The sequence below is a fragment of the Methylobacterium oxalidis genome (genome assembly GCF_007992195.1).
GTDB classification, from domain to species: domain Bacteria; phylum Pseudomonadota; class Alphaproteobacteria; order Rhizobiales; family Beijerinckiaceae; genus Methylobacterium; species Methylobacterium oxalidis.
On record NZ_BJZU01000050.1, the window covers coordinates 37447 to 61309 of the forward strand.

At 70.8% G+C, this 23863-nt stretch carries 19 protein-coding genes; 17 read left to right on the top strand and 2 right to left on the bottom strand.

Annotation, left to right across the window (positions count from 1 at the left end; translation table 11 throughout):
• Nucleotides 1–485 precede the first annotated feature (485 nt).
• The 7 genes from MOX02_RS13450 to dxr all read left to right on the top strand — a co-directional run bounded on the left by MOX02_RS13450 (nt 486) and on the right by dxr (nt 7231).
• A complete protein-coding gene (locus MOX02_RS13450) occupies nt 486–1556 on the top strand; it encodes a 30S ribosomal protein S2 (protein ID WP_147026303.1) in 1071 nt (356 codons plus the stop codon).
• A gap of 128 nt (nt 1557–1684) precedes the next feature.
• Complete coding sequence (gene tsf, locus MOX02_RS13455; protein ID WP_147026304.1) at nt 1685–2611, top strand: translation elongation factor Ts; 927 nt, start codon at nt 1685–1687, stop codon at nt 2609–2611.
• Nucleotides 2612–2753: 142 nt separating this feature from the next.
• Nucleotides 2754–3476 (top strand): UMP kinase, encoded by a 723-nt coding sequence (gene pyrH / locus MOX02_RS13460; RefSeq protein WP_147026305.1) that lies wholly within the window; start codon nt 2754–2756, stop codon nt 3474–3476.
• A gap of 177 nt (nt 3477–3653) precedes the next feature.
• Entirely contained in the window at nt 3654–4217 is a 564-nt protein-coding gene (gene frr / locus MOX02_RS13465; RefSeq protein ID WP_147026306.1) for a ribosome recycling factor, read from the top strand.
• A 170-nt stretch (nt 4218–4387) separates the two neighbouring features.
• On the top strand, nt 4388–5170 hold the full coding sequence (locus MOX02_RS13470; protein ID WP_147026343.1) for an isoprenyl transferase: 783 nt from the start codon (nt 4388–4390) through the stop codon (nt 5168–5170).
• Nucleotides 5170–6039 (top strand): phosphatidate cytidylyltransferase, encoded by an 870-nt coding sequence (locus MOX02_RS13475; RefSeq protein WP_147026344.1) that lies wholly within the window; start codon nt 5170–5172, stop codon nt 6037–6039. Before MOX02_RS13470 ends, MOX02_RS13475 begins: the two co-directional genes overlap by 1 nt.
• A gap of 13 nt (nt 6040–6052) precedes the next feature.
• Complete coding sequence (gene dxr / locus MOX02_RS13480; protein ID WP_147026307.1) at nt 6053–7231, top strand: 1-deoxy-D-xylulose-5-phosphate reductoisomerase; 1179 nt, start codon at nt 6053–6055, stop codon at nt 7229–7231.
• A gap of 2 nt (nt 7232–7233) precedes the next feature.
• Here dxr and MOX02_RS13485 read toward each other — a convergent pair whose 3' ends face one another.
• Complete coding sequence (locus MOX02_RS13485; RefSeq protein WP_147026308.1) at nt 7234–7878, bottom strand: TetR/AcrR family transcriptional regulator; 645 nt, start codon at nt 7876–7878, stop codon at nt 7234–7236.
• A gap of 221 nt (nt 7879–8099) precedes the next feature.
• Here MOX02_RS13485 and MOX02_RS13490 point away from each other — a divergent pair, with 221 nt between their 5' ends.
• The 10 genes from MOX02_RS13490 to lpxB all read left to right on the top strand — a co-directional run bounded on the left by MOX02_RS13490 (nt 8100) and on the right by lpxB (nt 22352).
• On the top strand, nt 8100–9329 hold the full coding sequence (locus tag MOX02_RS13490) for an HlyD family secretion protein (RefSeq protein WP_147026309.1): 1230 nt from the start codon (nt 8100–8102) through the stop codon (nt 9327–9329).
• Between the two features lie 21 nt (nt 9330–9350).
• Entirely contained in the window at nt 9351–10919 is a 1569-nt protein-coding gene (locus MOX02_RS13495; RefSeq protein WP_147026310.1) for a DHA2 family efflux MFS transporter permease subunit, read from the top strand.
• A gap of 182 nt (nt 10920–11101) precedes the next feature.
• The gene (rseP, locus tag MOX02_RS13500; RefSeq protein ID WP_147026311.1) at nt 11102–12259 is read left to right on the top strand and encodes an RIP metalloprotease RseP; all 1158 of its coding nucleotides are present in this window, start codon (nt 11102–11104) and stop codon (nt 12257–12259) included.
• 460 nt (nt 12260–12719) lie between these two features.
• Complete coding sequence (gene bamA, locus MOX02_RS13505; protein WP_147026312.1) at nt 12720–15296, top strand: outer membrane protein assembly factor BamA; 2577 nt, start codon at nt 12720–12722, stop codon at nt 15294–15296.
• A gap of 50 nt (nt 15297–15346) precedes the next feature.
• Entirely contained in the window at nt 15347–16408 is a 1062-nt protein-coding gene (lpxD, locus tag MOX02_RS13510; RefSeq protein WP_147026313.1) for a UDP-3-O-(3-hydroxymyristoyl)glucosamine N-acyltransferase, read from the top strand.
• Nucleotides 16409–16649: 241 nt separating this feature from the next.
• A complete protein-coding gene (locus MOX02_RS13515) occupies nt 16650–18893 on the top strand; it encodes a hybrid sensor histidine kinase/response regulator family protein (protein ID WP_147026314.1) in 2244 nt (747 codons plus the stop codon).
• A gap of 147 nt (nt 18894–19040) precedes the next feature.
• Nucleotides 19041–19505 (top strand): 3-hydroxyacyl-ACP dehydratase FabZ, encoded by a 465-nt coding sequence (fabZ, locus tag MOX02_RS13520; protein WP_147026315.1) that lies wholly within the window; start codon nt 19041–19043, stop codon nt 19503–19505.
• Nucleotides 19502–20314 (top strand): acyl-ACP--UDP-N-acetylglucosamine O-acyltransferase, encoded by an 813-nt coding sequence (gene lpxA, locus MOX02_RS13525; protein ID WP_174804922.1) that lies wholly within the window; start codon nt 19502–19504, stop codon nt 20312–20314. Before fabZ ends, lpxA begins: the two co-directional genes overlap by 4 nt.
• Nucleotides 20315–20322: 8 nt before the next feature.
• A complete protein-coding gene (locus tag MOX02_RS13530) occupies nt 20323–21201 on the top strand; it encodes an LpxI family protein (protein ID WP_147026317.1) in 879 nt (292 codons plus the stop codon).
• Nucleotides 21198–22352, top strand: coding sequence for a lipid-A-disaccharide synthase (gene lpxB, locus MOX02_RS13535; protein WP_147026318.1), 1155 nt, complete (start codon nt 21198–21200; stop codon nt 22350–22352). Before MOX02_RS13530 ends, lpxB begins: the two co-directional genes overlap by 4 nt.
• Before the next feature lie 72 nt (nt 22353–22424).
• Here lpxB and gltA read toward each other — a convergent pair whose 3' ends face one another.
• A complete protein-coding gene (gene gltA, locus MOX02_RS13540) occupies nt 22425–23714 on the bottom strand; it encodes a citrate synthase (RefSeq protein ID WP_147026319.1) in 1290 nt (429 codons plus the stop codon).
• Nucleotides 23715–23863: the final 149 nt, after the last annotated feature.

Genomic DNA, 23863 nt, shown 5'->3' on the forward strand with positions numbered 1-23863 from the left:
TGAGTCACAGGCCGTCAGCAGGCCGAGGGAGAGACAGAGTGCCGGAATGGTCGCCGCTACGCGCATGATTGCCCCCATGGTGCCGCTCGGCTCACAGCGGCCGAGTTCTCGCTTCGCCCTTCGTCGGGACGTTGCTGGGCATGGCCGGCGGACCCATGAAGAGGGACCAACGAAACCTCGCTAAGATTGCATTAATGCACTTGAAGTTGATTTTGGAAAGAGGATGCGGTGAGCGCTCGACAGGTTTCGCGCCTCTCTCGGCGCCGCCGTTGACGGCATTGCAGCCGTTGTGCCGGTCGCTCCCCGCGTGCCCTGCGCCGGAGCAGGGTCCCGGTTCGCCTTGCCTTCGCAGAGGCACTCTGCTAAGGCCGCGCCCATTCCACACGCGGAGCCGGCCTCATGCCTGAATGAGGCGTTTCCGGTGGCCGGGCCCTCGCGGCCGGTCGCTTCCTCCGCGGCGGTATCAACCGGAGAGCAAACAGATCATGGCCGTCGATTTCTCTATGCGTCAGCTCCTCGAGGCGGGCGCGCATTTCGGACACCAGTCGCACCGCTGGAACCCGAAGATGCAGCCCTACATCTTCGGCACCCGCAACAACATCCACATCATCGACCTCGCCCAGACCGTTCCGGCGATGCACCAGGCGCTGCAGGCGGTGAGCGACACCGTCGCCAAGGGCGGCCGCGTGCTGTTCGTCGGCACGAAGCGCCAGGCGTCCGACACGATCGCCGAGGCGGCCAAGCGCTCGGCCCAGTACTACGTCAACTCCCGCTGGCTCGGCGGCATGCTGACCAACTGGAAGACCATCTCGGGCTCGATCCAGCGCCTGCGCAAGGTCGACGAGACCCTCGAGGGCGGCGGCCAGGGCCTCACCAAGAAGGAGCGCCTGATGCTCTCCCGCGAGAAGGAGAAGCTCGAGAAGGCGCTCGGCGGCATCAAGGACATGGGCGGCGTGCCCGACCTCCTGTTCGTGATCGACACGAACAAGGAGCAGCTCGCCATCAAGGAGGCTCAGCGCCTCGGCATCCCGGTGGCCGCCATCGTCGACACGAACTGCAACCCGGACGGCATCACCTACGTGGTCCCGGCCAACGACGACGCCGGCCGCGCCATCGCGCTCTACTGCGACCTCGTCGCCCGCGCGGCGATCGACGGCATCTCGCGGGCCCAGGGCTCGTCGGGCATGGATCTCGGCGCCTCCGAGGAGCCGATGGCCGAGGAGCTGCCGCCGGCCAACGACGATCTCGGCCCGTCGGTCGACGCCGAGGCGCTGAGCGCCGCCGACGTCGCCGCGCTCACCGAGTCGACGGAGCACTTCGAGCTGCTGGCCGCCCCGCGCGGCGCGCCGGACGACCTGACCAAGCTCAACGGCGCCGGCCCGCAGATCGTGCAGAAGCTCAACGACGCCGGCATCTACCATTACTGGCAGATCGCCGCGATGAGCCCCGATGACGTCGCCCGCATCGACGGCGACCTGAAGCTCAACGGCCGCATCGGCCGCGACGGCTGGGTCGATCAGGCCCGCGCCTTCGTCGAGGCGGCCGCCGCCGCCTGAGCCCTCGCCCGCCGCCCGGGTCCGTCATCGGGCCGCGGCGGACGGCATGCGAAGCCATCCGGGCCCGGTGCTCAGCCCTTGAGCGCCGGGCTCGTTCTCATCTGAACACGTCACAGGAAGGACCGGCCATGGCCAACATCACCGCCGCGATGGTGAAGGAGCTCCGCGAGAAGACCGGCGCGGGCATGATGGACTGCAAGGGCGCGCTGAACGAGACGGGCGGCGACCTCGAGGCCGCCGTCGACTGGCTGCGCAAGAAGGGCCTCGCCAAGGCCGCCAAGAAGGCCGGCCGCACCGCCGCCGAGGGCCTCGTTGCCGTCGAGTCCTCGGGCCATCACGCCGCCATCGTCGAGGTGAACTCCGAGACCGACTTCGTCGCCCGCAACGACAATTTCCAGGCGTTCGTGCGCGAGGCGGCCAAGCTCGCCCTCAACACGGACGGCACCCTGGAGGGCCTGCAGGCCGCGCCGTTCCCGGGCGAGAAGACCACCGTCAGCGAGCGGCTGCAGAGCCTCATCGCCACCATCGGCGAGAACATGAACCTGCGCCGCGTCGCCAAGCTCGACGTCACGAAGGGCGTGATCGCCAGCTACGTCCACAACCAGGTCACCGAGGGCCTCGGCAAGATCGGCGTGCTGGTCGCGCTCGAGTCCGAGGGCGACGTGGACGGCCTCTCTGCCCTCGGTCGCCAGATCGCCATGCACGTGGCGGCGACGAACCCGGTCGCCCTCGACGCCTCGGGCGTCGACGCGGCGACGCTGGAGCGCGAGAGCAACATCCTGCGCGAGAAGAACGCCGGCAAGCCGGACCACGTCCTGCAGAAGATCGTCGAGAGCGGCCTCAAGACCTACTACAAGGAGGTCACCCTCTTGGAGCAGCCCTTCGTGCACGACGGCTCGAAGTCGGTCGCTCAGGTGCTCAAGGAGGCCGAGGGCAAGGTCGGCGCTCCCGTCAAGCTGACGGGCTTCGTCCGCTACGCGCTCGGCGAGGGCATCGAGAAGGAAGAGGGCCCGGACTTCGCCACCGAGGTCGCCCAGCAGGCCGGCCGCGCCTGAGGCGCAGACGCTCCCGCGGGACCCGCGGGAGGCACAGCTTCCGGGCGCGCGCCCCTCGACGGCGCGCGCCCGCTTAAGTAGAAGCCCCACGGTTCGAGTTCTGGCCGGCGCGTTCCCTCAAGCCGGCGACAGGGGGTGCTTGATGCCGGAGACGACGCCGTTTCGCCGCGTGCTCGTGAAGCTCTCCGGCGAAGCGTTGGCCGCCCCGGACGGCTACTGGCTGAACCCGCCGACGCTGGCGGGGCTCGCCGAGGACATCGCCCGCACCATCGAGGCGGGCATCGAGGTCGCGCTCGTGGTCGGCGGCGGCAACATGATCCGCGGCGCCCGCATCTCGGCCGCGGGCTTCATCGACCGGGCCACCGGCGATTCCCTCGGCATGATGGCCACCGTCATGAACTCGCTGGCGCTGGAGACGGCGCTGAACGCCGCGGGCGTCACGGCGCGCACCATGTCGGCGGTCTCGATGCCGACGATCTGCGAGACCTACGCCCGGCAGCCGGCCCTGCACCACCTCGACAAGGGGCAGGTGGTCGTGCTCGCGGGCGGAACCGGCAACCCCTACTTCACCACCGACACCGCCGCCGTGCTGCGCGCGGCGGAGCTGCGCTGCGACGCCGTGCTGAAGGCGACGCAGGTGGACGGCGTCTACTCCGCCGACCCGAAGCACGACCCGACCGCAACCCGCTACGACCGCATCACCCACGACGAGGCCATCGCCCGCGACCTCAAGGTGATGGACACCGCGGCCTTCGCGCTCGCCCGCGAGAGCCGTCTCTCGATCGTCGTGGGCTCGGTGCACGCGCCGAGCTCGATCACCGGGATCCTCACCGGCCAGTCGCCCTCGACCCACGTCGTGCCCTGAGGCGGCCGGGAGGCGGGCGCGGCGCGCGGATGCCGCAACCACCTGCGCGGCGCCCCGTTTTCCCTCCGCGATGGGCATTTGCGGCGCTGCCGATTTTCGTTCATTGAAGCCGCAACAAGGCGGCCGTCGAGGGCGCCGGCATCGCATCCAACCGTGACGCGTCGGGAACCGCAGCACATGGCCACACCGGACTTCGATCTGAACGACCTCAAGCGCCGCATGCAGGGCGCCGTGACCTCGCTCTCGAAGGATCTCGGCTCGCTGCGCACCGGCCGCGCGACGCCGAGCCTCCTCGACCCGATCCAGGTCGACGCCTACGGCGCCATGATGCCGATGTCCCAGGTCGCCACGGTGAGCGTGCCGGAGCCGCGCCTCCTCAGCATCTCGGTCTGGGACCGCAGCATGATCACGGCCGTCGAGAAGGCGATCCGCGAATCCGACCTCGGCCTCAACCCGCAGACCGAGGGCCAGACCATCCGGCTGCGCATCCCCGAGATGAACGAGCAGCGCCGCAAGGAGATGGTCAAGGTCGCCCACAAGTACACGGAGGAGGCCCGCGTCGCCGTCCGCCACGTGCGCCGCGACGGGCTCGACCACCTCAAGAAGCTCCTCAAGGAGAGCGCGATCAGCGAGGACGACGAGAAGCGTCAGGCCACGGAGGTCCAGAAGGCCACCGACCAGCACATCGCCGAGATCGACGGCGTGCTCGCCTCGAAGGAGAAGGAGATCATGCAGGTCTGAGCCGGGCCTGCGGGAGTCGGGAACCGTTCCGCCCCGAGGCGGATGCCCTCGCGGGGCATGACCTGAAAATGCCCCAAGGATGCGCCAGAGAGGCTCTCGGCGCGGAACCGGCGCGAGCGATGGAGAGACGCGTGGAGCAGGCGGAGCGCGCGCGTCAGGCCGAGGCGGGCATGACGAGCGACGGCCAGACGGTGGCACGACCGGGCCCGGGGCCGGGCGCTCCGGCAGGCGCCGCCTCCTGCCGGGCGCCGGGACACGTCGCCATCATCATGGACGGCAACGGGCGCTGGGCCGCGCGCCGCGGCCTGCCGCGCGTCGAGGGCCACCGCCGCGGCGTCGAGGCGGTGCGGCGCGCCGTGCGCTCGGCGATCGAACTCGGCATCCGCTACCTGACGATCTACAGCTTCTCCTCCGAGAACTGGCGCCGGCCCCCGTCCGAGGTCTCCGACCTGATGGGCCTCCTGAAGCTTTTCGTGCGCCGCGACCTCTCGGACCTCCACGCCAGCAACGTGCGCATCCGCATCATCGGCGAGCGCGAGGGCCTGAGCCCCGACATCGCCGGCGTGCTCCGCGAGGCCGAGGAGCGCACGCGGGCCAATACCGGGCTCACCCTCGTGGTCGCCTTCAACTACGGCGGCCGCCAGGAGATCCTGAGCGCCGTGCGCCGCCTCGCGGCCGCCTGCGCCGAGGGGCGCCTCGCGCCGGAGGCGATCGACGCCGAGGCGATGGCGCGCGCCCTCGACACGGCCGGCATCCCGGACCCGGACCTCGTGATCCGCACCTCCGGCGAGCAGCGCCTCTCGAACTTCCTGACGTGGCAGACCGCCTACTCGGAATACGTGATCGTGCCGGAGTTCTGGCCGGACTTCGACCACGCCGCCTTCGCCGCCGCGATCGACGAGTATCACCGCCGCGACCGGCGGTTCGGCGGCCTCAGCCAGAAGGCCGGATGATGAGCGCCGGCGGCGAGGCGGCGCCGGCACCCGCACAGGGAGGCCGGCGCCTGGGCGGGCGGGAACTCGCCCTGCGGGTGGTGTCGGGCGTCATCCTGGCGGGCATCGTCGTGGCGGCGCTCGTCGAGGGCGGCTGGGCCTTCGCCCTCGTCTGGCTGGTGGCGGGCATCGTCGGCGCCTCCGAGTGGATCGGCATGACCCGGACGCGGCCCGGCGGGTTCCTCATCCTGCTGATCGGCGCGACGCTCGTCGGGCTCGCGCTCTGCGCGCAGTCGGGTTCCTCGCCGTTCGCCTCGCTCGCGGTGTTCGTGAGCGGTGCCGCGGCCGTCCTCGTCATCGCGCAGGGCGGCCGGGGCCGGTTCCGCGCGCTCGCGGCGCTCGCCGGGGCGGCGGTGATCGTGCTGGTGCCCTCGGCCCTGCGCGACGATCCGGCGATCGGCATCCTCGGCCCGGCCTGGATGTTCGCCGTGGTCTGGTCGACGGACATCGCCGCCTACTTCACGGGGCGCACGCTCGGCGGCCCGAAGCTGATGCCCCGGGTCTCGCCGAAGAAGACGTGGTCGGGCGCGCTCGGCGGCCTCGTCGCGGCGGTCGCCGCCGGCACCGGCCTCGTCGCGCTCGGTCGGGTCTACGGCTGGAGCAGCCTCGCCGAAGCGCCGCTCGAGCAGGTCGCCATCGCGAGCGCCGTCGCCTCCGTCCTCAGCCAGGCCGGCGACCTCGTGGAATCCGGCCTGAAGCGGGTCCACGGCGTCAAGGATTCCGGCCGCTCCATCCCCGGCCACGGCGGCGTCATGGACCGGCTCGACGGCTTCTTCGCCGTCGCGGTCCTCGTCGGCCTCTACCTCGTCCTGCGCCGCCTCGCGGTATGAAGGAGCCTGCCTCGTGTCTCTCACCGTCACCGTCCTCGGGGCCACCGGCTCGATCGGCCGCTCCACCGCCGATCTCCTGGCCCAGCACGACGGCCGCTTCCGGGTCGGCGCCCTCGTCGGCGGCCGAGACGCGGAAGCGCTCGCCAAGCTCGCCCGCGAGATGCGCGCCGAGTTCGCGGCGCTCGCCGACGAGAGCGCGGGACCTGCGCTGCGCGAGGCGCTCGCGGGGTCCGGCATCGCCTGCGGGGCTGGCGAGAGCGCCGTCCTGGAGGCCGCCGCCCGCGAGGCCGACATCGTGGTCGCGGCGGTGAGCGGGGCGGCGGGCCTCAAGCCCACCCACGCGGCGCTGCGCCTCGGCCGCACCATCGCGCTCGCCAACAAGGAGAGCCTCGTCTGCGCCGGCCACGCCTTCATGCGCGACGCCGCCCGCTACGAGGCTCGCCTGCTGCCGGTCGATTCCGAGCACAACGCGCTCGCCCAGGCCCTCGGCGACGGGCGCGTCTCCGACGTGGCCAAGATGACCATCACCGCCTCCGGCGGCCCGTTCCGGACCTGGACGCGCGAGCGCATCCAGGCGGCCTCGCCCTCCGAGGCCGCCGCGCACCCGACCTGGTCGATGGGCATGAAGATCAACATCGACTCTGCCTCCCTGATGAACAAGGGGCTCGAGCTGATCGAGGCGCACCACCTCTTCGCGATCGAGCCGGAGCGGCTCGACGTGATCGTGCACCCGCAATCGATCGTGCACGGGCTCATCGCGTGGCGCGACGGCGCCGTGACGGCAGGGCTCGCCATGCCCGACATGCGGGTGCCGATCGCCCACTGCCTCGGCCTCGGCGACCGCCTGACGATCGAGCGCGGCCGCACCCTCGACCTCGCGGCGGCCGGCAGCCTCACCTTCGAGCCCGCCGACGAGGCCCGCTTCCCCTGCCTGCGCATCGCCCGCGCGGCCCTCTCCGAGGGGGGCGCCGCGCCGACCGTGATGAATGCGGCAAACGAGATCGCGGTGGCGGCCTTCATCCGGGGCGAGATCGCCTTCTACGGCATCGCCGACGTGGTGGAACGAGCCTGCGAGCACTTCGCCGCCGCCTACCGGAGCGCGCCCGCCGACGTCGACGAGGCGCTGGCCATCGACGCCCATGTCCGCGCCTGGAGCACCGAGGCGCTGCCGCCGGTGCGCGCCGCGGGCTGAGATCAGGGGTCCGGCCCGTAGGCCGCGAAGAACACCCGCACCGCCTCCTCGACCCGGTAGCGCATCTCCTCCGCGGTCACGGGGCCGCCCGCCCGGAACAGAAGGCGGGTCAGAAGCCCGGCCTGCGTCAGGTGCAGGAAGTGCTTGGCCGCGAGGTCGGGATCCGCGATCCGCAGGCGCCCGGCCGCCACCTGCGTCTTCAGGTAGGCCGTCAGGCGCGCCGTGCCCTGGGCCGGTCCCGCCTCGAAGAAGGCTTGGCCGAAGCGCGGGAATTTCTCGCTGGCGCCGATCACCATGCGGACCACCGCGACGTGCTCCGGCCTGATCATCTCGGTGAGATAGGTGAGGCCGAGCCGCGTCAGCACGGCGCGCACGTCCGGATCCTCTCCGTCAAGACGGAACAGGGCCTCGGCCAAGCCTCGCTTCTCTTCCAGCGTCAGCGCCTCGAACAGCGCCTCCTTGCTGTCGAAGTAGACGTAGAGGGTGCCCTTCGAGACGCCGGCCGCGCGGGCGATCTCGCCCATGCTGGCGCCGTCGAAACCGGAGGCCATGAACACGGAGCGCGCGCCATCGAGGATCTGCCGGCGCTTGTCGCTCTCCGGCAGGGTGCGGCCCTCCGCTTCCAGGGTCATTGCATCGCTCGTCATCACCGTCACGCTCATCGACGCGGCTGCCTCATTGACGGATTCTCCGCCCACGGAAATCCCGGCACCGCTCCCCTCCACGGATTCCCGATGGAACAGATTGGCGGCCCACCGCTCATTGACCGAACCGTTCAGTCATCATAGATATGCCCTCGCGCGACGACGCGTCAATGCGTGTCGCACTATGACCGAACGGTTCGGTCATTCGACGGATGGTGTGCGGCATGTCCCTGCGCGACGACGATTCCGCGAGGAACGACACGGTCACGGATGCGGTCGAGAGGCCCGACGCCAGATCTGCGCGGGAGGAGGCGTCCGCCCGGGTGCCCGCCCTCGCGGCGGCCTCCATGCCCGTGCCGAGCCCCGCGGCTCGGAGGCGCCCCCTGCGCAGGCTCGTCCTGACCCTCCTGATCGCCGGGGCCCTCGGAGGCGGCGGCTACAAGGCCTACGAGTGGTGGACGCTCGGGCGCTTCTTCGTCTCGACCGACGACGCCTACGTGCAGGCCGACATCTCGGTGCTCGCCGCCAAGGTTCCGGGCTACCTCGCCGCCGTGCCCGTGCGGAACGGCCAGTCCGTCCGGAAGGGCGACGTGATCGCGACCCTCGACGACGGCGACTACCGCCTCGCGGTGGAGGCCGCCCACGACAAGCTCCTGACCCAGCAGGCCACGATCGCGCGGATCGGCCACCAGATCGAGGCGGCGCGGGCGCAGATCGCGCAAGGCTCCGCGCAGGTCGAGGCCGCGCGGGCGGACGCGGTTCGCGCCGCGGCGGATTACGCGCGCCAGCAGGCTCTGGAGAAGTCCGACTTCGTGGCGAAGTCGCGGATCGAGCAGGCCCGAGCCGACCGCGACCGCACCGATGCGGCGGTGAAGGGGGCCGAGGCCTCGCTCGCATCGTCGCGGGCGAACGTCGACGTTCTGCGCGCGCAGCAGCGCGAGGCCGAGAGCCTCGCGGTCGAGCTGAAGAACGCCGAGGACAGGGCCGGCCGCGACCTCGCCTTCACGACGATCCGTGCGCCCTTCGACGGCGTGGTCGGCAACAAGGCGGTGGAGGCCGGCGCCTACGTCGCGCCCGGCTCGCGCATCGCCGCCCTCGTTCCACTGGAGAGCGTGCGCGTCGACGCGAACTTCAAGGAGACGCAGCTCGCCCGGATGCGCCCGGGCCAGCCCGTCCACATCGCGGTCGACGCCTATCCGGACCGCGACATCGTCGGGGAGGTCGAATCCCTGTCGCCGGCCTCCGGCTCCGTCTTCAGCCTGCTGCCGCCCGACAACGCCACCGGCAACTTCACCAAGATCGTGCAGCGCCTGCCCGTGCGCGTGCGCGTGCCGGATTCGGTCGCTCGCGAGGGGCTGCTTCGGCCGGGCCTCTCCGTCACCGCGCGCGTCGACACCCGCGAGGCGGGCGAGGCCCGCATGCGCACGGCGGGGCACGCCCCGGACCGCGAGTAGGCCGTGTCACGGAGAGCCGCCATGGCCGCCCCCGCCGCACGGAGCGCCCCAGCCGCCGAGCCGCCGCTCGACCGGCGCCGGATGCTCGCCTTCCTCTGCATGGTGTTCGGGATGTTCATGGCGATCCTGGACATCCAGATTGTCTCCGCCTCGCTCTCGGAGATCCAGGCCGGCCTCTCGGCCTCGGCCGACGAGATCCCCTGGGTGCAGACGAGCTACCTGATCGCCGAGGTGATCATGATCCCGCTGTCGGGCTTCCTGTCGCGGGTGATCTCGACGCGCTGGATGTTCACGATCGCGGCGGGCGGCTTCACGCTGATGAGCCTGATGTGCGCGACCTCGACCTCGATCGACGAGATGATCGTGTGGCGGGCGCTGCAGGGCTTCATCGGCGGCGGCATGATCCCGACCGTGTTCGCCTCGGCCTTCACGATCTTCCCGCCCTCGAAGCGCCCGATCGTCTCGCCGATGATCGGCCTCGTGGCGACGCTGGCCCCGACCATCGGCCCGACCGTCGGCGGCTACCTCACCGACCTGTTCTCCTGGCACTGGCTGTTCCTCGTGAACATCGTGCCGGGCATCTTCGTCACGGTCTCGACCTACCTGCTGGTCGATTTCGACAAGCCGAACCTCGACCTCTTCAAGCACTTCGACTGGTTCGGCCTCGCCTTCATGGCGGGCTTCCTCGGCTGCCTCGAATACGTGCTGGAGGAGGGTCCGAACCACGACTGGCTCGCCGACGAGGCCGTGTTCGCCTGCGCCATCGTCTGCGCGGTCTCGGGCGTCGCCTTCTTCTGGCGCGCCTTCACGGAGCGCGAGCCCATCGTCGACCTGCGGGCCTTCGGGGACCGCAACTTCGCGGCGGGCTGCATCTTCAGCTTCGTGATGGGCATCGGCCTCTACGGGCTGACCTACCTGTACCCCGTCTATCTCGGGCGCGTGCGCGGCTACTCGGCGCTCCAGATCGGCGAGACGATGTTCATCTCGGGGCTCGCCATGTTCGCGACCGCCCCGATTGCCGGGCGCTTCTCGGGGCGCGCCGACCCGCGCGTGCTGATGGCGATCGGCTTCTCGGGGTTCGCGGCGGGCACCTGGATCGTGACCGGCCTCACGAAGGACTGGGACTTCTGGGAGCTGCTGCTGCCGCAGGTGCTGCGCGGCTGCTCGCTGATGCTGTGCATGATCCCGATCAACAACATCGCCCTCGGGACCCTGCCGCCGGCCCGGATGAAGAACGCGTCGGGCCTGTACAACCTGACGCGCAACCTCGGTGGCGCGGTCGGCCTCGCCCTCATCAACACGCTCCTGAACGACCGCTGGGACCTGCACCTCGCGCGCCTGCACGAGCGCTTCACCTGGACGAACACGGCCGTGCTGGAGCGCCTCGACACGATGCGCCGGCAGTTCGAGGCGCTCGGCGGCGACGCCGGCGCCCAGGCGCTGAAGGCGATGTCGAACACCGTGCGGGTGCAGGGGCTGCTGATGGGCTTCTCGGACGTGTTCCTCGTACTCACGGGTCTGTTCCTCGCCATGGCCTGCGCCACGCCCCTGATCCGGCGGCCGCGCGCCGCGGCAGGCGCCGGCCATTGAAGCGCCCAGAATAGCGGGGAAAACGGGTGCCCCCGGAGCGGGGTGCTCGCCTGCGTCGATAGCCCGTGCGACGTTCCTGCTCCCTCACGCGGGTTTGCGTTGGCTTGGCGGCCTCCCGATCTGCTAGACGGTTGCCGAGACACGAGGACGAAGCCCGCGCCCGCGGGCCCCGAGGATCGACGATGGATTTTCTGAGTGCCATGGGCGGCACCGCCGCCGGATTCTTCGGCGCGGTCATCCCCTTCCTGATCGTGCTCACCATCGTCGTGTTCGTTCACGAGATGGGTCACTTCCTGGTCGGGCGCTGGTGCGGCGTCGGCGTCAACGCCTTCTCGATCGGCTTCGGGCCGGAGATCTTCGGCTTCAACGACCGGCACGGCACCCGCTGGAAGCTCTGCGCCATCCCACTCGGCGGCTACGTGAAGTTCTACGGCGACGCCAACGGCGCGAGCATCCCGGACCCGGAGGCGGTGGCCCGGATGAGCCCCCGCGAGCGGGCGATCAGCTTCCCGACGCAGCCCGTGGCCAAGCGCGCTGCGATCGTTGCGGCGGGGCCGATCGCCAACTTCATCCTGGCGATCGCGCTGTTCGGCGGCGCGATCTGGCTCAGCGGCCGCTACGAGCTGCCGCCGCGGGTCGAGGCGGTGATGCCCAACAGCGCCGCCGCGCGCGCCGGCTTCGAGCCCGGCGACGTCATCAGGGCGATCGACGGCACGCCCGTCACCAACTTCATCGCCATGCAGCGCACCGTCTCCGGCAGCGCGGACGCGACCCTGACCTTCACGGTGGAGCGTGCGGGCACCGAGACGCAGATTGTCGCGACCCCGGAGGTCTACGAGGAGCGCACGCCCTTCGGCCGCCACCGCCTCGGCCGCCTGGGGATCCAGGGCCCGAAGGGCAGCGAGGCCAAGCTCGTCCAGTACGGGCCGGGCGAGTCGCTCGTGCTCGGCGTGCAGGAGACCTACTTCGTCGTCGACCGCACCTTTGCCTATCTCGGCAAACTGGTGACCGGCCGCGAATCCGCCGACCAGCTCTCGGGCCCGATCGGCATCGCCCGGGTCTCGGGCGAGGTCGCCAAGGCCGGCGGCGTCGGCGGCCTCGTCGGGCTCGTGGCGCTGCTCTCGGTCTCGATCGGCCTCCTCAACCTCTTCCCCGTGCCGCTCCTCGATGGCGGGCACCTCATGTTCTACGCCTACGAGGCGGTCCGCGGCCGTCCCCTGAGCGAGCGCGCGCAGGAGATCGGCTTCCGGATCGGCCTCGCCCTCGTGCTCATGCTGATGCTGTTCGCCGCCTGGAACGACATCCTCAACCTCGGCGCCTCCTGGGGCCGCGGGACCTGAGCGCCGGCCCGGTCCGACCGGCATTCGGGGCCCGCCGCGAACCGGCGGGCCCTTCGCGCGTCCGGGGGCTGAATGCATTCCCAGCGGCCGGCCGCCCCGGCGGCGGCCCGGCAGCGGCCGAATTCGGCCACAATCCGGCGTCTCCGGCGGGTGCGGGCATCGCACGCTCAAGGTTACGGAAAGATTTCCGCGTCCCCGCACCGTTTTGAAAAGCCTACGGTTTTCGCGGCTTTACGCTGCGTTCACCCTGATTTGCGATGCTGAAAAAACCGCTCGCATCGTTAAGTGGCGCGAAGGCCACGACCCTCCAAAATCCCAAGGAGCGGGTTCCTCGGAGCGTTTGCTTCGGTAGGGAATCCCGCTAGAAGCTGGGCTGGGACCAGATGGCAGGACCGCCGGGTAACGGCTGCCTGCCTGCGGGTGCGAACCCGCGGCGACAATAAAACAGACGGGCGATTACATGATGTCGATGACGGGGAAGCGCCGGCGGAAGTCGGTGGAACGGGCCATCGTCCTAGTCGCCGCCGCAGCCGCCGGTGTCGCGCTGGGCGGGGCCGCGCAGGCGCAGCAGATCGTCGTCCAGGGTAACAGCCGCGTCGATTCCGACACGATCCGTTCCTACGTCACCGGGACCGCGTCGGGCTCCGCGGAGGAGGCCCGCCGCAACCTGCTCGCCAGCGGCATGTTCTCCGAGGTCCGCGTCGCGCAGAGCGGCGGCCGCACGGTGGTGACGGTCCGCGAGAACAACCTCATCAACCGCGTCGTGTTCGAGGGCAACAAGAAGGTCGAGAAGGCCACCCTCGAGGGCATCGTCGAGGCCAAGGCCCGCGGCCCCTTCAGCCTGAACATCATCAACGCCGACATGCAGCGCATCCGCGAGGTCTATCGTCGGGCCGGCCGCGGCGGCGCCAAGGTCAGCTACCGCACGGTGGACCTGCCGAACGGCCGCGTCGACGTGATCTACACGATCGACGAGGGCGACAAGACCGGCATCGTCGCCATCAACTTCGTGGGCAACAGCGCCTACTCGGAGGGCAAGCTCAGGGACCTGATGAGCTCCTCGGAGATGAACCTCCTGAGCTTCATCAAGACCTCCGACGTCTATGATCCGGACCGGATCGCGGCCGACCTCGAAGTCGTGCGCCGCTACTACCTGAAGAACGGCTACGCCGATTTCCGCATCGTCAACGCCGATGCCCGCTACGTCGAGGCGCCCGAGGGCGAGAAGTCCGGCTGGGTCATCACCGTGACGGTGGAGGAGGGCGCCCAGTACCGCGTCGGCGCGGTGGCGATCGACTCCCGCCTGCCCGGCCTCGACACGAGCAACCTCGAGGGCGAGATCCGCGCGAGCGTCGGCGACGTCTACAACGCCGAGGACGTGGAGAAGACGCTCACCGGCGTCACCACCCAGATCGCGCGCCAGGGCTACCCCTTCGCCCAGGTCCGCCCGACCGGCCAGCGCGACCGCGCCACGCAGCAGGTCTCCCTCGGCTTCGTGGTCGAGGACGGCCCGCGCGTCTACGTCGAGCGCATCAACGTCCGCGGCAACACCCGCACCCGCGACTACGTCATCCGCCGCGAGCTCGATATCTCCGAGGGCGACGCCTACAACCGCGTGCTGACCGACCGGGCGGAGCGCCGCCTGAACGGCCTCGGCTTCTTCAAGAAGGTCCGCTTCTCGAACGAGCCGGGCTCCGCGCCCGACCGCGTCATCATCAACATCGACGTCGAGGATCAGCCCACGGGCTCGTTCTCCGTGGCGGGCGGCTACTCCACGCAGGACGGCATCATCGGCGAGGTCTCGGTCTCCGAGTCGAACTTCCTCGGCCGCGGCCAGTACGTCCGCGTCGCCGGCACCGGCGGCCAGTACTCGCGCGGCTTCGACTTCTCGTTCACGGAGCCGTACTTCCTCGGCTACCGCCTCGCTGCGGGCTTCGACGCCTTCTACAAGTACAGCGACCTGACCCGCTACTCGCGCTACGAGACGACCGTCTACGGCGGCCAGCTCCGCGTCGGCCTGCCGATCACCGAGGAGTTCGGCGTCACGCTGCGCTACTCGCTCTACAACACCGAGCTGACGATCCCGAACTCGATCAAGCGGCCGTTCAACGACTGCTCGAACCCGATCCCGGGCTTCACCAACGTCTACCCGGCCGGCACGATCCTGAACGGGCAGAACGTCGGCGGGCTCTCGGTTTACAACTTCACGACCATCAACCAGGGCAACTGCGCCCTCAACGGCGAGGCGTCGATCGCGCTCAAGGGCTCGACCGGCAACACGCTCACGTCGCTGGCCGGCCTCACGCTCGCCTACTCGACCCTCGACAACATCGGCTCGCCCCGCAACGGCCTCTACGCCGAGCTCAAGCCCGACGTGGCCGGCCTCGGCGGCGACTCCAAGTTCTTCCGCGTGACGGGCGAGGCCCGCTACTACAAGGAGCTGTGGGAGGACGTCGTCGGCTTCATCCGCTTCCAGGGCGGCCACATCTCGTCGCTCGACGGCAACCCGCTGCGGATCACCGACCAGTTCTTCCTCGGCCCGTCGCTGGTGCGCGGCTTCGCCCCGAACGGCATAGGCCCGCGCGACGTCGGCATCGCCGACAGCCGCTCGAACGCGATCGGCGGCTCCACCTACGTGGGCGGCACCCTCGAGGTGCAGTTCCCGATCTGGGGCATCCCGCGCGATCTCGGCATCAAGGGCGCCGTCTTCGCCGATGCCGGTACGCTGTTCGGCTATCACGGTCGCCGCACCTTCAACGTCAACGGCGACGCCTTCATCAACGGCCTCGCGCCGGGCGGCGTCTGCAACTTCAACGCCCTCACCATCGGTGTCGAGCCGGAGTGCGTGAACGTCCGCGACAACGCCAAGATCCGCTCGTCGGTCGGCGCCTCGATCCTGTGGAACTCCCCGCTCGGACCGATCCGCTTCGACTACGCCTACGCACTCACCAAGGACGAGGGCATCCTCACCCAGTACGGACGCGTGGGTAAGGACCAGATCCAGGCGTTCCGCTTCTCGGGCGGGTCGCGCTTCTAAGACAAAGGGTCGCGCGCCGCTCGGGTTTCCCGGGTGGCGCGTTGTCCGTGATGTCCGATCCCGTCTTCTTCTCCGCGAACGCTTCGCTGAGCCTCGGCGCCGTCGCCGAGGCGGCCGGCCTGTCCCTGCCGGAGGGCGCGGACCCGGCCCTCGTCCTGACCGGTGCGGCGCCGCTCGAGAGCGCCGGCCCGGCCGACCTCGCCTACATGGACAATGCCCGCTACGGGGACGCGCTCGCCGCGACCCGCGCGGCCGTGTGCCTCGTCTCGCCGCGCTTCGCCGCGCGCGTGCCGGCCACGACCGTCGCCCTCGTCACGCGCGATCCCTACCGCATCTACGCGGCGCTCCTCGCCCGCCTCCATCCGGACGCGATGCGGCCGGCCTCGCTCTTCGGCAGCCGCGGTGTCTCGCCGGGCGCGCACGTCCACCCGGACGCGCGGCTCGAGGAGAACGTCCAGGTCGATCCCGGGGCGACGATCGGGCCGGGCGCCGAGGTCGGCTCCGGCAGCGTGATCGGGCCCGGGGCCGCGATCGGCCCGAACGTGCGGATCGGGCGCGATTGCAGCGTCGGCGCGGGCGCGACCCTCACCCACGCCCTCGTCGGCAACCGCGTCATCGTCCATCCGGGCGCCCGGATCGGCCAGGACGGGTTCGGCTTCGCCATGGGGGCGAGCCACATCAAGGTCCCGCAGATCGGCCGCGTCATCGTGCAGGACGACGTCGAGATCGGGGCCAACACCACGATCGACCGGGGCGCGAGCCGCGACACGGTGATCGGGGAGGGGACCAAGATCGACAACCTCGTCCAGATCGCCCACAACGTCGTGATCGGGCGCCACTGCGTCATCGTCTCGGGCGTCGGCATTTCGGGCTCGACGACGCTGGAGGACTACGTCGTTCTCGGCGGCCAGGTCGGCGTCGTCGGCCATCTGCGGATCGGCCGCGGCTCGCAGATCGCCGGCTCCTCGAACGTCAACAAGGACGTCCCGCCGGGCAGCCGCTGGGGCGGCACGCCGGCCAAGCCCGTGCGTGCGTGGTTCCGCGAGCTCACGACGCTGGCCAGGCTCGCCGAGCGCTCGGGGAAGGGCGAGCGGGACGAATCCGCCGACTGACCGCGCCTCGGCCGATCCGTGGCCTTGCGCGGCGCCGCGCGGGCGCCGCGCAAGAATTCGCGAACGCGTCGGTTTTGAGCGGTTCCGGTGACGGGCCGGGAAGGCGCGCGGGTGCATGGCTCGGGCGAGGCGGCCGCTGCCCCGGTGCGACAGGCCCGCGCGCCATCTATCCGTGGCCGCAGGCATGGCTAAGGTCAGGCGGCTCCGAGGAGCACCGATTCGGCGGGGGCCACACACCATCATGGGCCAGAGGCAGGCCACGGAGGCGCGCGCGGCGTCGTCCGCCGAGGCGTCGCATGGCGGTACCGCGATCCGCGCCGGACGCGCGCTTCTCGTCGTCTCGATTCTGCTCCCCGCTATCCTGCTTGTATTGGCGAGCTGGCACAACCGCGTTGAGGTGCTGCGGGAGGCCGACGGCCGCGTCGAGCGCACGCTCCGCGTTCTTCACGAGCACGCGATCAAAGTCTTCGAGACCCAGAAGCTGATCATCGACCGGATCAACGGTCGGTTGCGCTTCATCGACTGGTCGCGGGAGTCCGACCGCCTCGATCTGCACCGCTTCCTGGCCGACCTGCAGAAGAGCTACGAGCAGGTCGCGACGCTGACGATCACCGACGCCGAGGGACGCCTCGTCGCGAGCAGCCGCGCGCACCCTGCCGATCCGAGCGTGAGCTTCACCGACCGCGACTGGTTCCAGGCGCTGCGGGCCACCGACCGGGGCGAGCTCTTCGTCTCGCGCTCCTATCTCGGGCGCCAGTCCGGGCAGCCGGTCTTCAACGTCGCCCGCCGGGTCTACAGCGCGGACGGAAGCTTCCAGGGCGCCGTCGCCCTCTCGGTGGACCGCGGCTACTTCGAGACCTTCTACCGGGAGGTGGACCCGGACCTCGCCCACAACGTCGTGCTGGTGCGCGGCGACGGCGAGATCCTGGCGCGGGAGCCGGCGACCGCACTGATGACTCTGCCGCCGAGCGCGCCGATGATGCTCGCGATCGGCCGCGGCGACGACGGGCCGTACCGGGCGGTCTCGGCGGTGGACCGGGTGTCCCGCATCTTCTCCTTCCGGCAGGTCGCCCCCTACCCGGTCTACATCGGCTTCGGCGTCAGCGAGGCGGGGGTTCTCGCCGCCTGGCGGCGGCACGTGCTCGGCTACGCCCTCGTCGCCGCGCTCGCCGCGGCGAGCCTGTTCGGCGTCTCCCTGCTGGCGTTCCGCCAGATGCGGCAGGAGCGGCTCGCCACGCGGCGCTGGCGGGCCGCGGCCGACGCGCTGACGGCCGAGGCCGCGGAGCGCCGCCGGGCCGAGGAGCAGCTCCGGCAGGCGCAGAAGATGGAGGCGGTCGGCCGCCTCACGGGCGGCGTCGCCCACGACTTCAACAACCTGCTGACGGTGGTCATCGGCAACCTGGAGATGGCCCAGCGGCGTGCGGCTGACATCGACCCGCGCCTGATCCGCGGCATCGACAACGCGATGGAGGGTGCGCGCCGGGCCGCGACCCTGACCCACCGCCTCCTCGCCTTCTCCCGCCAGTCGCCGCTCAGCCCCGAGACCGTCGACGCGAACCGGCTCGTGGCGGGCATGTCCGACCTGTTCCGCCGGACGCTCGGCGAGCAGGTCGCGGTCGAGACCGTGCTGGCGGGCGGACTCTGGCTGACGCAGGCCGACGCGAACCAGATGGAGAGCGCCATCCTCAACCTCGCTGTCAACGCGCGCGACGCGATGCCGGAGGGCGGCAAGCTCACCATCGAGACCGGCAACGCCTACCTCGACGAATCCTACGCCGCGCATCACGAGGAGCTGCGCGCCGGCCAGTACGTGATGGTCGCCGTCTGCGACACCGGCACCGGCATGCCGCCCGAGGTGACGAGCCGCGTCTTCGAGCCGTTCTTCACGACGAAGCCGCCCGGCAAGGGCTCGGGCCTCGGGCTCGCCCAGGTCTACGGCTTCATGCGCCAGTCGGGCGGCCACGTCGCGGTCTATTCCGAGGTCGGGCAGGGCACCGCGATCAAGCTCTACTTCCCCCGCCTCGCGCGCGCCGCCGGTGAGGTGCCGGGCGATCCGCGCCTGAAGATGGAGACGCCGAGCCTGATCCCCGGCGTGCTGGAGCGCGCGCCGCAGCCCGGCCTGACCGTGCTCGCCGTCGAGGACGACCCGATGGTGCGCGCCTTCACCGTCGCTGCGCTCGAGGAGGCGGGCTACCGCGTTCTCCAGGCCGCGGAGGGGCCGCAGGCCCTGCGCCTGATCGAGACCGAGCCCGAGATCGCGCTCCTCTTCACCGACGTCGTGCTGACGGGTCCCCTCGACGGCCGCAGGGTCGCCGACGAGGCCCTGCGCCTGCGCCCCCAGATCAAGGTGCTGTTCACGACCGGCTACACCCGCAACGCCATCATCCATCACGGCCGCCTCGACGAGGGCGTCGATCTCCTCGTCAAGCCGTTCACGGCGGCGAGCCTCGGCCGCAAGGTGCGCGCCGCCCTCACGACCGCCTGAGGTCCGCCTCCCGCGACGGGCGCAGCAGCCCGCATCCGCCCTCGGGACTTGCGTCCGCCCCTATTTCTGACGAAGACGCTCTGAGCTTTCGCGGATGAGCGGGCGGCGCTCGGCCGCCTTCGGGAACGAGAAGAGGTGCAAGACCCGATGAGCGAGACGGCGCGTGAACTCGGCTCTGCCGATATTCAGCAGGTGCTGGAGCTGCTTCCCCACCGCTACCCGTTCCTGATGATCGACCGGATCATCGAGATCGACCGCGACGAGAGTTGCATCGGCATCAAGAACGTGACGATTAATGAGCCGCAATTCACCGGACATTTCCCGGACCTGCCCGTCTTCCCCGGCGTGCTCCTCATCGAGGGCATGGCGCAGACCGCGGGCGCCATCTGCTGCCGGCACATCATGACGGACGAGCTGCGCACCAAGCAGGTCTTCTTCATGACGATCGACAAGTGCAAGTTCCGCAAGCCCGTCGTACCGGGCGACACGGTGCGCTACCACATGAAGAAGCTGAACCAGCGGCGCACCATGTGGTGGTTCCGCGGCGAGGCCCGCGTCGGCGACACACTCGTGGCGGAGGCGGAGATCGGCGCGATGCTGGTGACGGAGTGAGCGCGGGCATGATCCATCCGAGCGCCATCGTCGAGGACGGGGCCACGATCGGCGAGGGCGTCCGGATCGGACCCTTCTGCCATGTCGGCCCGCAGGTCGTGCTCGCCGAGGGCTGCGAGCTCGTCAGCCACGTCGTGGTGGCGGGCGACACGGCCGTGGGCGCCCGGACCCGGATCTTCCCCTTCGCCTCGATCGGCCACCCGCCCCAGGACCTGAAATACCGCGGCGAGGCCTCGATCCTCCGGATCGGCGCGGATTGCCTGATCCGCGAGGGCGTCACCATGAACCCGGGCACCGCCGGGGGCGGGCTGGAGACGGTGGTCGGCGACCGCTGCACTTTCCTCGCGCACTCCCATGTCGGGCACGATTGCCGGGTGGGCGACAGCGTCATCTTCTCCAACAACGTGATGCTGGCCGGCCATTGCAGCGTCGGCGACTACGCGATCCTCGGCGGCGGCGCCGCTGTGATCCAGTTCGCCCGGGTCGGGGCCCATGCCTTCGTCGGCGGCCTCTCAGGCCTCGAGAACGACTGCATCCCCTACGGGATGGTGCTCGGCAACCGGGCGTACCTGTCGGGCCTCAACATCATCGGCCTCCAGCGCCGCGGCTTCGCCCGCGAGGACATCCATGCCCTGCGCCGCGCCTACCGGGCCCTGTTCGCGCCCGAGGGCACCCTGATGGAGCGCGTCGAGGACGTCGCCGCCGAGTACGCGTCGCACCCGGCCGTCGGCGAGATCCTCGCCTTCATCCGCGAGGGCGGCAGGCGCTCGATCTGCACGCCCCGCGAGGCGCCCGCGAGCGCGGTCTGAGCGCCGCGATGGCCGAACGCCCGCTCCCGGCCGCCGCGCCGGAGCCCGAGGGCTCCCTCGTCCTGGTGGCCGGCGCGGGGCGTCTGCCCGAGCTCGTGGCCGAGTCCCTGGAGCGTGCGGCGCGCCCCTTCAAGGTGCTCGGCGTGCGCGGCTTCACCGACCGGCGCCTGCGCGCCCGCGCCGACGCCACGGTCGACCTCCTCGACATCGCCGGGACCCTGCGGATCCTTAAGGGCTGGGGGCCGGCCGCCATCGTGCCGGCCGGCGGGGTCGCGCGGCCGAGCCCCGCCGCGATCTTCAACGCCGCCGCGGCCGTGCGCAACCGCGACGCGCTGCGCGCCATCGCGGGCGGCGGCGACGACCGCCTGCTGCGCGCCGTTCTGGCGCTCCTGGAGGAGAACGGCCACCGGGTGCTCGGCGTGCACGAGGTCGCGCCCGATCTCCTGAGCCCCGAGGGTCGCCTCGGCCGATTCGGTCCGGACGAGGCAGCGCGGGTCTCGGTCGCCACCGGCCGCGCCCTGCTCGAGGCCCTGTCGCCCTTCGATGTGGGCCAGGCGGCCGTGGTGGCGGCCGAGCGGGTGCTCACGGTGGAGGGTCCGGAGGGGACCGACCGCATGCTCGCACGCGCCCGCGCCGTCGCCCGCAGGCCCTTCGGGCTCGGGCGCCCGCTGCCCGGGACAGTGCTCGTCAAGCTCGCGAAGGTCGGCCAGGATCTACGCATCGACCTGCCCGCGATCGGCCCGCGCACGATCCGCGCCGCCGCATCCGCGGGCTGCGCCGGCCTCGCCATCCAGGCGGGCCGCACGCTCGTGATCGACCGAGCCGAGACGGTCGCGGCCGCCGACCGCCTTGGGCTGTTCCTCGTCGGCCTGGACGCAGCCCGGTGAAGGTCTGGCTGGTAGCGGGCGAGGATTCGGGCGACCAGCTCGGCGCCAAGCTGATGCGGGGGCTGCGGGCTCTCGCTCCGGAGCCCATCGTCTTCGGCGGCGTTGGCGGAGAGGCGATGGAGGCCGAGGGATTGGCCTCACTCTTCCCGATCGACGACGTGGCGGTGATGGGCTACCTGCCCGTGCTGGCCCGCGCCCGCACCCTGCTGCGCCGCATCCGCGAGACGGTGGACGACGTGGTGGCGGCCGCGCCCGACATCCTCGTCATCATCGACAGTCCCGGCTTCACCCACGCGGTGGCGCGTCGCGTGCGCAAGCGCCGCCCCGATCTGCCGATCGTCGATTACGTGTCGCCGAGCGTCTGGGCTTGGCGCCCCTGGCGCGCTGCCGGGATGCGGCCTTTCATCGACCACGTCCTGGCGCTGCTGCCCTTCGAGCCCGACGCGCATCGCCGCCTCGGCGGTCCGGCCTGCACCTATGTGGGCCACCCGCTCATCGAGCGCCTCGACGCGTTGCGGCCCGGGCCGTCCGAGCGCGCGCAGCGCGCCGCCGCGCCCTGGCGCCTCGCCGTGCTGCCGGGCTCGCGCCGCTCCGAGATCGAGCGGCTGATGCCGGTCTTCGGCCGGACGCTGGCGCTCGTCGCGGAGCGGGCGGGGCCAGTCGAGGCGCTGCTGCCGGCGGTGAGCCGCCACCGCGCCCTGATCGAGCGGCTCGCGGCGGCCTGGGACGTGCCGGTCCGACTCGTGCACGGGGAGGCCGGCAAGCACGCGGTCTTCCGGCAGGCGCGCGCGGCGCTCGCGGCCTCCGGCACGGTGACGCTCGAACTCGCGCTCGCCGAGGTGCCGATGGTCGTCGCCTACAAGGTCTCGCGCCTCGAGGAGGTGATCGCCCGCCGCCTCATCCAGGTGCCGACGATCGTGCTGCCGAACCTGATCCTCGGCGAGAACGCGATGCCGGAATTCGTGCAGGCGGATTGCCAGCCGGAGATCCTGGCCGAGGCCCTGCTGCCGCTGCTCGTCGGCGGCCCAGAGCGCGAGCGCCAGGTCCGGGCCCTGGAGCGCCTAGACGACCTGATGCGGTTGCCGAACGGCGCTGCCCCGAGCGAGAGCGCCGCCCAAGTCGTGCTCGCCGCCTGCCGGCGGGCGGCGTGAGGCGAGCCCAGGTGCCGGGGCCCCGCTCGCGCGGCCCCGGCCGGCACCCGCTTCCGGCCTTCGTCCCGGTCTTCAGCCGCGGCTGTTGATCGGCACGTATTCCCGCTGCTCCGGCCCGATGTAGAGCTGGCGCGGCCGGCCGATCTTCTGGGACGGATCCTCGATCATCTCCGCCCACTGCGCGATCCAGCCGACCGTGCGGGCCAGCGCGAACAGCACCGTGAACATGTCGGTCGGGAAGCCCATCGCCTTGAGGGTGATGCCCGAGTAGAAGTCGATGTTCGGGTAGAGCTTCTTCTCGATGAAGTAGTCGTCCTTCAGGGCGATCTGCTCCAGCTCCATCGCGACTTCGAGCAGCGGGTCGTCCTTGAGGCCGAGCTCGCCCAGGACCTCGTGGGTGGTCTTCTGCATGATGCGGGCGCGCGGGTCGTAGTTCTTGTAGACCCGGTGTCCGAAGCCCATCAGGCGGAAGGGATCGTTCTTGTCCTTCGCCTTGTCGACGTACTGCTTCACGCGGTCCGGCGTGCCGATCTCCATCAGCATCTTGAGCGCCGCCTCGTTGGCGCCGCCGTGGGCCGGCCCCCAGAGGCAGGCGATGCCGGCCGCGATGCAGGCGAAGGGGTTGGCGCCCGAGGAGCCGGCGAGCCGCACCGTCGAGGTCGAGGCGTTCTGCTCGTGGTCGGCGTGGAGGATGAAGATCCGGTCCAGTGCGCGGGCGAAGATCGGGTTGATCTGGTACTCCTCGCAAGGAACCGCGAAGCACATCCGTAGGAAGTTCGAGGTGTAATCGAGCTCGTTCTTCGGATACACGAACGGCTGGCCGATCGAGTACTTGTAGGCCATCGCCGCGAGCGTTGGCATCTTGGCGATCATCCGCATGGAGGCGACCATGCGCTGCTTCTCGTCCGAAATGTCGGTCGAATCGTGATAGAAGGCCGAGAGCGCGCCGACGCAGGCCACCATCACCGCCATCGGGTGGGCGTCGCGGCGGAAGCCCTGGAAGAAGCGGTTCATCTGGTCGTGCACCATGGTGTGGCGCGTGACCCGGTAGTCGAAATCGGCCTTCTGCGAGGGCGTCGGCAGCTCGCCGAACAGCATCAGGTAGCAGGTCTCGAGGAAGTCGCCGTGCTCGGCGAGCTGCTCGATCGGGTAGCCGCGGTAGAGCAGCACGCCCGCGTCGCCGTCGATGTAGGTGATCTTCGACTCGCAGGAGGCGGTCGAGGTGAAGCCCGGATCGAAGGTGAAGACGCCGGTCTTCGCGTGAAGCTTGCCGATATCGATGACGCTGGGCCCGATCGTCCCGGTCTTGACCGGCAACTCGATCTGCTTGTCGTCCACGGTGATCGTGCTGGATGCGCTCATGGAGGCGTGGACCTTTCCTGGCAACGGGGCGGCGCCGTACCCGCGCGGCGGCTGAGCCGGGGCCCGGGTTCGGTGCGGAACGGCAGCGATGCTGCAGTTGCTCACAGGACCATCGGGTTAGCGGATCAGCCGACCGCCATCAACGGGGC